General features: G+C 67.9%; 10 protein-coding genes, 1 tRNA gene and 1 pseudogene. 10 read left to right on the forward strand and 2 right to left on the reverse strand.

Going from position 1 to position 12641, the window contains the following annotated elements; translation table 11 throughout:
- The first annotated feature begins 36 nt into the window (after positions 1-36).
- Together bpln_RS07755 and aroC are read left to right on the forward strand one after the other, a co-directional pair.
- Positions 37-1971, forward strand: coding sequence for an MFS transporter (locus tag bpln_RS07755; protein WP_055138512.1), 1935 nt, complete (start codon positions 37-39; stop codon positions 1969-1971).
- Positions 1972-2093: 122 nt separating this feature from the next.
- Complete coding sequence (aroC, locus tag bpln_RS07760) at positions 2094-3194, forward strand: chorismate synthase (protein ID WP_055138513.1); 1101 nt, start codon at positions 2094-2096, stop codon at positions 3192-3194.
- 119 nt (positions 3195-3313) lie between these two features.
- Here the strand turns inward: aroC and bpln_RS07765 are convergent, their stop codons facing one another.
- A complete protein-coding gene (locus tag bpln_RS07765; protein ID WP_042624679.1) occupies positions 3314-4987 on the reverse strand; it encodes an electron transfer flavoprotein-ubiquinone oxidoreductase in 1674 nt (557 codons plus the stop codon).
- 170 nt (positions 4988-5157) lie between these two features.
- Between bpln_RS07765 and bpln_RS07770 the strand changes: the two genes are divergently transcribed.
- Positions 5158-5934 carry an SDR family oxidoreductase gene (locus bpln_RS07770; protein ID WP_042624680.1) on the forward strand — a complete coding sequence of 259 codons (777 nt, stop codon included), beginning with the start codon at positions 5158-5160 and terminating at the stop codon, positions 5932-5934.
- Between the two features lie 40 nt (positions 5935-5974).
- Positions 5975-6406 (forward strand): acyl-CoA thioesterase, encoded by a 432-nt coding sequence (locus bpln_RS07775; protein WP_042624681.1) that lies wholly within the window; start codon positions 5975-5977, stop codon positions 6404-6406.
- 73 nt (positions 6407-6479) lie between these two features.
- Here the strand turns inward: bpln_RS07775 and bpln_RS07780 are convergent, their stop codons facing one another.
- Positions 6480-7025, reverse strand: a complete 546-nt coding sequence (locus bpln_RS07780) for a PAS and helix-turn-helix domain-containing protein (protein ID WP_042624682.1) — start codon at positions 7023-7025, stop codon at positions 6480-6482.
- 238 nt (positions 7026-7263) lie between these two features.
- Here bpln_RS07780 and bpln_RS07785 point away from each other — a divergent pair, with 238 nt between their 5' ends.
- From bpln_RS07785 to bpln_RS07810, 6 genes and pseudogenes are all read left to right on the forward strand, one after another.
- Entirely contained in the window at positions 7264-7968 is a 705-nt protein-coding gene (locus tag bpln_RS07785) for a CoA transferase subunit A (protein ID WP_042624683.1), read from the forward strand.
- A 1-nt stretch (position 7969) separates the two neighbouring features.
- On the forward strand, positions 7970-8611 hold the full coding sequence (locus bpln_RS07790) for a 3-oxoacid CoA-transferase subunit B (protein WP_042624684.1): 642 nt from the start codon (positions 7970-7972) through the stop codon (positions 8609-8611).
- Positions 8612-8739: 128 nt separating this feature from the next.
- Positions 8740-9660: pseudogene (locus bpln_RS07795) on the forward strand (alpha/beta fold hydrolase); the annotation flags it as partial.
- Between the two features lie 83 nt (positions 9661-9743).
- Positions 9744-10097, forward strand: coding sequence for a RidA family protein (locus bpln_RS07800; protein ID WP_042624686.1), 354 nt, complete (start codon positions 9744-9746; stop codon positions 10095-10097).
- Between the two features lie 50 nt (positions 10098-10147).
- Positions 10148-12376, forward strand: a complete 2229-nt coding sequence (locus tag bpln_RS07805; protein ID WP_042624687.1) for a RelA/SpoT family protein — start codon at positions 10148-10150, stop codon at positions 12374-12376.
- A gap of 123 nt (positions 12377-12499) precedes the next feature.
- Positions 12500-12576 (forward strand) — tRNA-Val (locus bpln_RS07810).
- Positions 12577-12641 lie beyond the last annotated feature (65 nt).

A 12641-nucleotide genomic window follows, 5' to 3' on the forward strand; every position in this document is an offset into this window, starting at 1 on the left:
CGCGCGGGCGGTGCCGCTGCTGCGCGCGCCGAGCGCATGAGCGATTCCACGACCACTCCGACTTCCCGCCGTGCCGCGCGCCGCGCGCATGCCTCGCAGTTCGACCTGCTCGGCCAGCGTCGCTTCGCGCCGTTCTTCGCCACGCAGTTCCTCGGCGCGCTCAACGACAACGTGTTCAAGATCGGCTTCACCTCGCTGATCACGTTCCAGACCGCGAAGTTCGGCGGCGTCGACGCGAAGACGGCCGCGTTCCTGATCTCGGCGGTGTTCATCCTGCCGTTCGTGCTGTTCTCGGCCACCTCCGGCCAGATTGCCGACAAGTACGACAAGGCGCGGCTCACGCGCTTCGTGAAGACCTTCGAGATCGCGCTGATGCTGGTGGGCGCGGCCGGCTTCGTCACGCACGCCGCGTCGCTGCTCTATCTCTGCACGTTCATGATGGGGATGCATTCGACGCTGTTCGGCCCGATCAAGTATTCGTACCTGCCGCAGCACCTGAACGACCACGAACTGGTGGGCGGCAACGGGCTCGTCGAGATGGGCACGTTCGTGGCGATCCTGATCGGCACCATCATCGGCGGCGCGGCGGCCGGCATCGACGGGCGCGGCGAACTGCTGCTCGCGGGGGCCTGCGTGGCCATCGCGCTGCTCGGCCGGCTGGTCTCGTCGGCGGTGCCCGCGACGCCGGCCCCGCAGCCAGGCCTCGTGATCAACTGGAACCCGGTGTCGGAAACCTGGCGCAACCTGAAGCTGGCCGGACAGGACCGCACCGTGTTTCTGAGCCTGCTCGGCATCTCGTGGCTGTGGTTCGTCGGCGCGACCTTCCTCACCTCGTTCTTTTCGTTCGCGAAGGACGTGCTGTCGGCGAGCCCCGACGTGGTCACGGTGCTGCTCGCGACGTTCTCGATCGGCATCGGGCTCGGTTCGATGTTCTGCGAGCGGCTGTCGCGGCGGCGCGTCGAGATCGGCCTGGTGCCGCTCGGTTCGATTGGCATCAGCGTGTTCGCGATCGATCTCTACTTCGCGAGCCACGCGCTGCCCGCGCAGGCGCATCTGCTCTCGGTCGGCGAGTTTCTCGCGCGCGCCCCGCACTGGCGCGTGCTGGCCGACCTGTTCCTGCTCTCGATGTCCGGCGGCCTCTACAGCGTGCCGCTCTACGCGCTGATCCAGAGCCGCAGCGCGCCCACCCACCGCGCGCGCATCATCGCCGCCAACAACATCCTCAATTCGCTGTTCATGGTGGTCTCGGCCGTGATGGCGATGGTGCTGACGAAGCTCGGCGTCGGCATCCCGGGGCTGTTCCTCGTCACGGCGCTGCTCAACGTGATGGTGGCCAGCTACATCTATGCGCTGGTGCCGGAGTTCCTGCTGCGCTTCATCGCCTGGGCGCTGGTCCACACCTTCTACCGGATCCGGCTCGTGCATGCCGAGCGGATTCCCGACGGCACGGCGGCGCTGCTGGTCTGCAACCACGTCAGCTACGTGGACGCGCTGGTGATCGCCGCGGCGAGCCCGCGACCGATCCGCTTCGTGATGGACCACCGGATCTTCGCGACGCCGTTCGCGCGCTGGGCATTCCGCCATGCGAAGGCGATCCCGATCGCGCCGCGCCACGAGGATCCGCAGATGCTCGCGCGCGCCTACGACGCCTGCGAGGCCGCGCTGAAGGCGGGCGACCTGGTCTGCCTCTTCCCCGAAGGCAAGCTGACGAGGACGGGCGAGGTGAGTACGTTCCACCACGGCATGAGCGAGATCCTGCGTCGCGTCGAGGTGCCGGTCGTGCCGCTGGCACTGCGCGGGCTGTGGGGCAGCTGGCTCTCGCGCCACGACGACGCGCGCTGGCCGCGGCCGCTGCGCAAGGGCGCGATGAGCCGGCTCACGCTCGCGGTCGGCGAGCCGGTCGCGGCCTCGGCGGCCACGCCGGAGCGGCTGCAGCAGGTGGTGGCCGAGTTGCGCGGCCTGCGCAAGTAGGCGGGCCGGGCGGCGCGGCCCGCGCTGGCAATGTTGATAGCGGCGGCATAGCGTTATCCGCGACCGGCGGGGCCGCTGGCATAATGGCGTTTTCCCTGACATTCTCTCTGGAACGGCTCCCCATGTCCGGCAATACCCTCGGAAAGCTTTTCACTGTCACGACTTTCGGCGAATCGCACGGCCCCGGGATCGGCTGCGTGATCGACGGCTGCCCGCCGGGAATGGAGCTGACGGAAGCCGACATCCAGCTCGAGCTCGACCGCCGCAAGCCGGGCACGTCGCGCCACGTCACGCAGCGCCAGGAGCCCGACGCGGTCGAGATCCTGTCCGGCGTGTTCGAGGGGCGCACCACCGGCACGCCGATCGCGCTGCTGATCCGCAACACCGACCAGCGCAGCAAGGACTACGGCAACATCGTCGAGACCTTCCGCCCCGGCCACGCCGACTACACCTACTGGCAGAAGTACGGCATCCGCGACTACCGCGGCGGCGGCCGTTCGTCGGCGCGGCTGACGGCGCCGATCGTCGGTGCGGGCGCGGTGGCGAAGAAGTGGCTGCGCGAGCGCTTCGGCATCGAGGTGCGCGGCTGCATGAGCGCGCTCGGCGAGATCGAGGTGCCGTTCGTCGACTGGGCGCACGTGCGCGAGAACCCGTTCTTCGCGCCGAACGCCGGGATCGTCCCGCAGCTCGAGGAATACATGGACGCGCTGCGCAAGGACGGCGATTCGATCGGCGCGCGCATCGACGTGGTGGCCTCCGGTGTGCCGGTGGGCTGGGGCGAGCCGCTCTACGACCGGCTCGACGCCGACATCGCACACGCCATGATGGCGATCAACGCGGTGAAGGGCGTCGAGATCGGCGCCGGTTTCGCGAGCATCGCGCAGCGCGGCTCCGAGCACGGCGACGAGCTGACCCCGCAGGGTTTCGTCGGCAATCACGCGGGCGGCATCCTCGGCGGCATCTCGACGGGCCAGGACCTGACCGTGTCGATCGCGATCAAGCCGACCTCGAGCATTCGCACGCCGCGCCGCTCGATCACGAAGGGCGGCGAGGCCGCCATCGTCGAGACGTTCGGGCGCCACGATCCGTGCGTCGGCATCCGCGCCACGCCGATCGCCGAATCGATGCTGGCGCTGGTGCTGATCGACCACGCGCTGCGCCACCGCGCGCAATGCGGCGACGTCGAGACCGCCACGCCGCGGGTCGCCGCGAGCGCGCCGTAACGTAAAGCGCTCGCCGCGAGGCCGGCGGTGGCGCCAGGCAGCGCACGAGAAAAAGGGCATCGCGTCGGCGCGATGCCCTTTTTTTCACGCGGCGGCCGCCGATACGCGGCGGCCCGGCCTCACATGTTCGGATAGTTCGGACCGCCGCCGCCTTCCGGCGTGACCCAGACGATGTTCTGGGTCGGGTCCTTGATATCGCAGGTCTTGCAGTGCACGCAATTCTGCGCGTTGATCACGAGGCGGTCGGTGCCGTCCTCGTTCTTCGCGAACTCGTAGACGGCGGCCGGGCAGAAGCGCGCCTCCGGCCCCGCGTAGGTGTGCAGGTTCACGTTGACCGGCACGCTCGGGTCCTTCAGCGTCAGATGGGCCGGCTGGTTCTCCTCGTGGTTGGTGTTCGAGATGAACACCGACGAGAGCCGGTCGAAGGTCAGCTTGCCGTCCGGCTTCGGATAGACGATCGGCGTGCATTGCGAGGCCGGCTTCAGCATCTCGTGATCGGCGTGCTGGTGGTGCAGCGTCCACGGCACGTTGCCGCCGAACAGCTTCTGCTCGACGCCGACCATCAGCGTGCCGAGATAGAGCCCCTTGGCCATCCACTGCTTGAAGTTGCGCGCCTTGTAGAGTTCGGTGTGCAGCCACGACTGCTTGAACGCTTCCGGATAGGCGCTGAGTTCGTCGCGCTCGCGGCCGGCCTGCACCGCGTCGAACGCGGCCTCGGCGGCCAGCATGCCGGTCTTGATCGCGGCGTGGCTGCCCTTGATGCGCGAGGCGTTGAGGAAGCCGGCGTCGTCGCCCACCAGCGCGCCGCCCGGGAACACCGTCTTCGGCAGGGACATCAGGCCGCCGGCCGTGATCGCGCGCGCGCCGTAGGACACGCGCTTGCCGCCCTCGAGGAAGCGGCGGATTTCCGGATGCGTCTTGTAGCGCTGGAACTCCTCGAACGGCGACAGGTACGGATTCGTGTAGCCGAGCCCGAGCACGAAGCCGACCACCACCTGGTTGTTGTCGAGGTGATAGAGGAACGAGCCGCCGTAGGTGTCCGAGGCGAGCGGCCAGCCGGCGGTGTGGATCACCAGGCCCGGCTTGTGCTTCGCCGGATCGATTTCCCACAGTTCCTTGATGCCGATCCCGTAGGCCTGCGGATCGCAGTTCGCGTTCAGCTGGAACCGGTCCATCAGCTGCCGGCCGAGATGGCCGCGGCAGCCTTCGGCGAACAGCGTGTATTTCGCGTGCAGCTCCATGCCGAGCTGGAAATTCTCGGTCGGCTCGCCGTTCTTGCCGATCCCGAGGTTGCCGGTGGCCACGCCCTTCACCGAGCCGTCCTCGTGGTAGAGGATCTCGGCGGCCGGGAAGCCGGGGAAGATCTCGACGCCGAGCGCCTCGGCCTGCTGACCCAGCCAGCGCGTGACGTTGCCGAGGCTCACCACGTAGTTGCCGTGATTCTTGAAGTTGTCCGGGAGCGCCCAGTTCGGCACCGCCCGCGCGCCGGTCTCGCTCAGGAACAGGAACCGGTCCTCGCTGACCTCCACCTCGAGCGGCGCGCCTTTTTCCTTCCAGTCGGGGAACAGTTCGTTGATCGCGCGCGGGTCCATCACGGCGCCCGACAGGATGTGCGCGCCGATCTCGGAGCCTTTCTCGAGCACGCAGACGTTGATCTCGCCGCCCTTGTCGGCAGCCAGCTGCTTCAGGCGGATCGCCGCCGACAGCCCGGCCGGGCCGCCGCCGACGATCACGACGTCATATTCCATCGATTCTCGGGGGCCGTACTGCTCGATGAGGCTTGCGGGGGTCATTGGCGTTCCTCTAACCGTTAGAATGCTTTTTAATTGGGAGCGTATTGTCGGCCAAACGAAACGGTTGCCGCAACCGAATGCGCCAACATTAGCACGATCGTTCTATTTATGTGATAGGGTTCCTGTCCGGCAGCAAACGGCGTGCCGGGCCAACCGGTGAAGGAGTGGTGATGGGTCGTTCGATCAATCTGGAAGGCAAGGTGGCGATGGTGACGGGCGCCTCGAGCGGGCTCGGCCAGCGCTTCGCGCAGGTGCTGTCGGAGGCGGGTGCGAAGATCGTGCTGGCGAGCCGCCGCGTCGAGCGCCTGAAGGAACTGCGCGCGCAGATCGAGGCCGCGGGCGGCGCCGCGCACGTGGTGGCGCTTGACGTGACGGACCCGCAGAGCATCCGCGCGGCGGTCGCGCACGCGGAGACGGAGGCCGGCACGATCGACATCCTCGTCAACAATTCGGGCGTCTCGACGATGCAGAAGCTCGTCGACGTGACGCCCGAGGATTTCTCCTACGTGTTCGACACCAACACGCGCGGCGCGTTTTTCGTCGCGCAGGAGGTGGCGAAGCGGATGATGATGCGCGGCAACGGGCACGGCAAGCCGCCGTACCGCATCATCAACATCGCCTCGGTGGCGGGCCTGCGGGTGCTGCCGCAGATCGGCCTGTATTCGATGAGCAAGGCAGCCGTGGTGCATATGACGCGTGCGATGGCCAGCGAGTGGGGGCGCCACGGCATCAACGTGAACGCGATCTGCCCCGGCTACATCGACACCGAGATCAATCATTACCTGTGGGAAACCGAGCAGGGCCAGAAGCTGCAGTCGATGCTGCCGCGGCGCCGGGTCGGCAAACCGCAGGATCTCGACGGCCTGCTCCTGCTGCTGGCGGCCGACGAGTCCCAGTTCGTCAACGGTTCGATCATCTCGGCCGACGACGGATTCGGGCTCGCATGAAGCGGTTGTCTGTTGGGTTGTCCGTTGGAAGAAGAGTGCGATGAGCGAGTACGTTCCCGTTTTCGAAATGTCGATGCCGATCCGCTGGGGCGACATGGACGCGTTCGGCCATGTCAACAACACGGTCTATTTCCGCTACATGGAGCAGGCGCGGATCTCCTGGTTCGAGCAGCTGGGCATCGCCGGCGGCAACGGCGAGAGCCAGGGGCCGGTGATCGTCACCGCGTCGATGGAATTCCTGAAGCAGCTGCATTACCCGGGCGACGTGATCGCGCGCATGACGGCGGCCAGGCCGGGCCGCAGCAGCTTCGACACCGGTTTCGAGCTGAGCCGCGCCGACGATCCGACCCAGCTCTACGCGCGCGGCGCCGCGCGCTGCGTCTGGGTCGACTATGCGCTTGGCAAGTCGGTGCCGCTGCCCGATCTGCTGCGCGAGACGATCGAGACGGCGCTGCGCCAGCGCGTCGAGTAAGCGGCGGCGGGGGCGCCTCGCCGTTCATCCCGCGTCGCCTGACTGGCCCCGGCCGGTGCGCCGCGCCCGCGGCCTACTGGCCGAGCAGCCGTTGCATCAGCTCGGCCGTGTTGCCGGTGCCGTACTTGCGCATCAGCCGCGCGCGATAGATGTCGACGGTGCGGGAGCTGATCTCGAGCACGCGGCCGATCTGCTTGCTGGTCTTGCCGGTGGCGAGCTGCGCGGCGATCTCGCGCTCGCGCGGCGTCAGCTCCACGGCCACGCGGCGCGTCGCGCTCAAATCCTCGAAAGTCCAGATGCCGGCGGCGAGCGGCGCGGCGCGGTCGAGCGCGCGCCCCGTCACATGGCACCAGAACAGCTCGCCGTCGGCGCGTTTCATGATGCGGTCGTCCGCGTAGCTGCCCGTCATCCCCATCACTTTCGTGATCCGCTCGCCGATGCGCTGGAATTCGTCCGGCGACGGGTACAGCACGCGGTACGACTGGCCGGTCAGATCCTCGCGGCGGCAGCGGAACATCGCCGCGAGCGCGTCGTTGCAATCCTCGATCACGCGGTCGCGCGACAGCACGAGGCCGATCGGCGCGAGGTGGAAGGCAGTCTGGTAATCGAGTTCGGGCATGAGGCGGTGTCGGGCTCCGGGCGCGCATCGTTGCGGATGGCGGTCAATGCTTATGTATTTTTGCGTATTGTGCCGCATCGGCCCGGCATCGTACCCTTTCCAGCAAATCAAAATCACGCCGCCGGGTGAGGCGCCGCGTCAGCGCGCGGTCGTCCGCGCGTGACTAGAATGGCGCGAACCGGTTCGCCGCGCGTCGCGAACCGGTTCGACTGGTTTCCATAGAGGAAGGGACAGAAACATGAACAAGATCTACCCAAGCGCGGCCGCCGCGCTCGAGGGCGTCGTCGCGGACGGCCAGATGTTCGCGGTCGGCGGCTTCGGCCTGTGCGGGATCCCGGAGGCGTTGATCGCGGCCCTGCGCGATTCGGGCGTCAAGGGCATCACCTGCATCAGCAACAACGCGGGCGTGGACGGCTTCGGACTCGGGGTGCTGCTGGAAACGCGGCAGATCAAGAAGATGATCTCGTCCTACGTCGGCGAGAACAAGGAGTTCGAGCGCCAGTACCTGGCCGGCGAACTCGAGCTCGAATTCACGCCGCAGGGCACGCTGGCCGAGAAGCTGCGCGCCGGCGGTGCCGGCATCCCGGCGTTCTTCACCAACACCGGCTACGGCACCGTGATCGCCGAAGGCAAGGAAACCCGCCAGTTCGGCGACAAGCACTACGTGCTGGAGCAGTCGCTGGTGGCCGACGTCGCGCTCGTCAAGGCCTGGAAGGCCGACAAGTCGGGCAACCTGATCTACCGCCGCACCGCGCGTAACTTCAACCCGATGTGCGCGATGTCGGGTCGCGTCACGGTGGCCGAGGTCGAGGAGATCGTCGAGAACGGCGAACTCGATCCGGACCACGTCCACACGCCGGGCATCTTCGTTCAGCGCCTGGTGCTGAACGCCAACCCGGAAAAACGCATCGAACAACGCGTCGTGCGCGCGAAAGGAGACTGAGATGGCCTGGAATCGTGACCAGATGGCCGCGCGCGCGGCGCGGGAACTGCAGGACGGCTTCTACGTGAATCTCGGCATCGGTTTGCCGACGCTCGTCGCGAACCACGTGCCGGCCGGCATGGAGGTCTGGCTGCAATCGGAGAACGGGCTGCTCGGCATCGGGCCGTCGCCGACCGAGGACGAGATCGATGCCGACCTGATCAACGCCGGCAAGCAGACCGTGACGACGCTGCCCGGCTCGTCGTTCTTCTCGTCGGCCGATTCGTTCGCGATGATTCGCGGCGGCCACATCAACCTCGCGATCCTCGGCGCGATGCAGGTCAGCAAGAGCGGCGACCTCGCGAACTGGATGATCCCGGGCAAGATGATCAAGGGCATGGGCGGCGCGATGGACCTGGTCGCCGGCGTCAAGCGCGTGGTGGTGCTGATGGAGCACGTCGCGAAGGGCGACCAGCACAAGATCCTCGACCAATGCACGCTGCCGCTCACCGGCGTGGGCGTGGTCGACATCATCGTCACCGATCTCGGCGTGATCGAGGTCACCGATGCCGGCCTCAAGCTCGTCGAGCTGGCCGACGGCGTCAGCGTCGAGGAAATCACGGCGAAGACGGGCGTGCCGCTCGACGTCAGCGCCGTCTCCTGATGTAGCCGGGGCGGCGGCGCCGGCGCGCGCGGTCGCGCCGCCGCCGCCGCCCGGCGAAGCGGATTACAATCGATCGCGTCTGTGCGCGGGCTGTCCTGGCCCGCCGGTCCGCCGGCTCCGGGCCGGCTCAACGCGAGGACGCGTCGATGCCCGATTCCCTCCAGTCTTCCCCTTCCGCCGCGCCGCGCGAACGCCAAGTGCAGTGCGCGAGCCCGGCGGGTCTCCACCGGATCGCCTACACCGAGTGGGGCGACCCCGCCAATCCGCGCGTGCTGGTCTGCGTCCACGGCCTGACGCGCTCGGGTCGCGATTTCGACCGTCTCGCGGCAGCGCTCGCCGACCGCTACCGCGTGATCTGTCCCGACGTGGCCGGACGCGGCCGTTCCGGCTGGCTCGCCGATCCGCGCCTCTACGGTTTGCCGCAATATGTATCCGATATGGTCACGCTGATCGCGCGGCTCGACGTCGAGCGCGTCGACTGGTTCGGCACCTCGATGGGCGGGCTGATCGGCATGGTGCTTGGCGGCCTGCCCGACACGCCGATCGCGAAGATGCTGATCAACGACGTCGGGCCGCGCATCGAGCCCGGCTCGCTCGCGCGGATCGGCGACTACCTCGGCCGCGACACCCATTACGCGTCGGAGCAGGCGGGCGTCGATCATCTCGCGGCGCTGGCCGCCACGTTCGGGCCGCTGACGGCCGACGACTGGCGCGAGATCAACCGGCCGCTGCTGCGCGAGGACCCGGCGGGCGGCTGGCGCGTGCGCTACGACCCGCGCATCGCCGAGCCGTTCACGGCCACCACGCCCGAGCAGATCGTGGCCGGAGAGGCGATTCTGTGGCATTCGCTCGAAGCGTTCGCGGGGCCGCTGCTGGTGGTGCGCGGGGCCGAATCGGACCTGCTCTCGGCGGCCACCTTCGCCGAGATGAAGGCGCGTGGCCGGGCCGTGTCGGGTGTCGAGATTCCCGGCGTCGGGCATGCGCCGGCCTTCCTCGATCCGGCACAGATTACGATTGCCCGCCAATTTTTCGTCGAAGACGCGTCATAATATGCAGTTCGGCCGCGCCGCGAAGCTCGCCGCGCGCCGTTTTCCAACCCGCCGTTTTCCAACCTTTCTTTCCGGGAATTTCCATGGCAGTCATTCGTCATCACGTCGGTCCCCGTCTTTCCGAAACCGCGGTCTACAACGGCACGGTCTACCTGGCCGGCCAGATCGCCGAGGACACCGCCCAGGACATCAAGGGCCAGACGCGGGAAGTGCTGGGCCACATCGACCGCCTGCTCGCCGAAGTCAACAGCGACAAGGCGAACCTGCTGTCGGTGCAGATCTACATCACCGACATGGCGAACTTCGCCGGCATGAACGAAGTGTGGGAAGGCTGGGTCGTGCAGGGCGCCACGCCGCCGCGCGCGACCGTCGAGGCCAAGCTCGCGAACCCGGCCTGCCTCGTGGAAGTGGTGGTGGTCGCCGCGCAGAAGGCCTGAGCGCGCCGATTCCAAATTGATACTGCGCTGATCCCGATCCCCGCCCGCCCATGAACGTCGATTCCGCCGCTCCCGTGTCGCCCGCGTTCGACGACGTGCTCGCGTTCGTCCGCGAGCACGCCGGCGACGCGCTGCAGCCGTCGGGCGAGCGGCTCGTCGATCACGCGGCCGGCATCGTCGCGATCATGCGCACGCTCAACGTCGATCCGCATGCGGTGCAGGCCGCCGCGCTGTTCGCGCTGACGCCGCATCTGCACGATCCCGACGCCGAAATCACGCAGCGCTTCGGCGAGGAAGTCGCGAAGCTGGTGGCCGACACGCGCAAGCTGCTGAAGCTCGGCTCCGTCAGCCTGATCGCGGCGCGCCAGGCGAGCGACGGCAGCCGTGACGCGCAGGCCGAGCGCCGCGCGCAGATCGAGGCGCTTCGCAAGATGCTGCTCGCGTTCGCGCAGGACATCCGCGTGGTGGTGATCCGGCTCGCCTCGCGGCTGCAGTCGCTGCGCTACTACGCGGCCGCCAGGCTGCAGCCGCCGCCCGACGTGGCGCGCGAGACGCTCGACATCTACGCGCCGCTCGCGAACCGGCTCGGCATCTGGCAGCTGAAGTGGGAGCTCGAGGATCTCGCGTTCCGCTTCGAGGATCCGGTCACCTACAAGCGCATCGCGAAGCTGCTCGACGAGAAACGCGTCGAGCGCGAGGCCTACGTCACGCATGCGATCGCGCGGCTCGAGCAGGAGCTCGCCGCGGCGCAGATCCAGGCCGAGGTCAGCGGCCGGCCGAAACACATCTACAGCATCTGGCGCAAGATGCGCGGCAAGGAGCTCGACTTTTCCGAGCTCTACGACGTGCGGGCCTTCCGCGTGATCGTGCCCGACATCAAGGATTGCTACGCGGTGCTCGGCATCGTCCATCATCTGTGGCAGCCGGTGCCGCGCGAGTTCGACGACTACATCTCGCGGCCCAAGCCGAACGGCTACAAATCGCTGCACACCGTCGTGATCGGCGACGACGGCCGCGCGTTCGAGGTCCAGATCCGCACCCAGGAGATGCACCGCTTCGCCGAATACGGCGTGGCCGCGCACTGGCGCTACAAGGAGGCCGGCGCGCGCGGTTACGGCGGCCAGTTTTCGGCCGGCGACAAGTACGACGAGAAGATCGCCTGGTTGCGGCAGCTGCTGGCCTGGAAGGACGAGGTGTCCGACGGTGCGGCCGCCGAGGCCGGCAACGAGGCCTGGGCCCAGCTGCGTGAGACCTCGCTCGACGACGACCACATCTACGTGCTGACTCCGCAGGCGCGCGTGATCGCGCTGCCGCACGGCGCGACGCCCGTCGATTTCGCCTTCCACCTGCACAGCGAGCTGGGCCACCGCTGCCGCGGCGCGCGCGTGGACGGCGCGATGGTGCCGCTCAACACGCCGCTCGCGAACGGCCAGACGGTCGAGATCGTCGCCGTGAAGGAGGGCGGCCCGTCGCGCGACTGGCTCAACCCGCAACTCGGCTACCTGCAGAGCGGCCGCGCGCGCCAAAAGGTGCGCGCCTGGTTCAACCTCGTCGACCAGCAGGAAATCATCACGCGCGGGCGCGCGCTCGTCGAAAAGACGCTGCAGCGCGAGGGCAAGACCTCGGTGAACCTCGAAAGCCTCGCGGCGAAGCTCGGCTTCAAGGCGCCGGAGGAGCTGTTCGCCGCGGTCGGCAAGGAAGAGTTCAGTCTGCGCCACGTCGAACACGCGCTGTCCGACGCGCCGCCGCCCGAGCCCGAAGCGGAAGTGCCGGAGCAGTTCGAGAAGCGCAGCAGCGGTTCGAGCGTCGCGCACGGGGCCTCGACGGGCGTGCTGGTGGTCGGCGTCGACGCGCTGCTCACGCAGCTCGCGCGCTGCTGCCGGCCGGCGCCGCCCGATCCGATCAGCGGCTTCGTCACGCGCGGCAAGGGCATGTCGATCCATCGCAGCGACTGCGCGATGTTCCAGCGCATGGCCGAGCGCGCTCCCGAGCGCGTGCTGCAGACCACCTGGTCCGCCGACGTGCTGGGTGGACGCGGCGCGTCGGTCTATCCGGTCGACCTGATGATCGATGCGAGCGACCGGCAAGGGCTGCTGCGCGACATCTCCGAAGTGTTCGCGCGCGAGAAGATGAACGTGATCGGCGTGAAGACGCAGAGCCGGCGCAACGCGGCCGTCATGCAGTTCACGGTCGAGGTGTCGAATTCGGCTCAGGTGCAGCGCGCCTGCACGCTGCTCGGCGAGGTGGCCGGCGTGGTGCGCGCGACGCGCAAGACCTGAGCGCGTCGCGATCGGCCCCGCGAGGCGAAGACAGCGCGCGGGGTGCATCAGCCCCGGACCGTTTCCCGCGCTGCACAAAGCGCTTGTCACATCTGAAAAAGGTCCATATAATCGTGTTTCTTCAGGCTCGTAGCTCAGTTGGTTAGAGCACCACCTTGACATGGTGGGGGTCGTTGGTTCGAATCCAATCGAGCCTACCAACGACATCGGCTCCGGCGCGGCGCGCTGGAGCGGCAGTAGGCACTTCTACTCAAACTCAAAAGGG

Origin of the sequence: Burkholderia plantarii (genome assembly GCF_001411805.1) — a bacterium.
Classification (GTDB): Bacteria; Pseudomonadota; Gammaproteobacteria; order Burkholderiales; family Burkholderiaceae; genus Burkholderia; species Burkholderia plantarii.

Coding starts and splice junctions, on each gene's coding strand:
- bpln_RS07780 (WP_042624682.1), bottom strand. CDS start 7,025: ATGCCCGAACTCGATTACCAGACTGCCTTCCACCTCGCGCCGATCGGC.
- bpln_RS07765 (WP_042624679.1), bottom strand. CDS start 4,987: ATGACCCCCGCAAGCCTCATCGAGCAGTACGGCCCCCGAGAATCGATG.
- bpln_RS07770 (WP_042624680.1), top strand. CDS start 5,158: ATGGGTCGTTCGATCAATCTGGAAGGCAAGGTGGCGATGGTGACGGGC.
- aroC (WP_055138513.1), top strand. CDS start 2,094: ATGTCCGGCAATACCCTCGGAAAGCTTTTCACTGTCACGACTTTCGGC.
- bpln_RS07755 (WP_055138512.1), top strand. CDS start 37: ATGAGCGATTCCACGACCACTCCGACTTCCCGCCGTGCCGCGCGCCGC.
- bpln_RS07775 (WP_042624681.1), top strand. CDS start 5,975: ATGAGCGAGTACGTTCCCGTTTTCGAAATGTCGATGCCGATCCGCTGG.
- bpln_RS07800 (WP_042624686.1), top strand. CDS start 9,744: ATGGCAGTCATTCGTCATCACGTCGGTCCCCGTCTTTCCGAAACCGCG.
- bpln_RS07790 (WP_042624684.1), top strand. CDS start 7,970: ATGGCCTGGAATCGTGACCAGATGGCCGCGCGCGCGGCGCGGGAACTG.
- bpln_RS07805 (WP_042624687.1), top strand. CDS start 10,148: ATGAACGTCGATTCCGCCGCTCCCGTGTCGCCCGCGTTCGACGACGTG.
- bpln_RS07785 (WP_042624683.1), top strand. CDS start 7,264: ATGAACAAGATCTACCCAAGCGCGGCCGCCGCGCTCGAGGGCGTCGTC.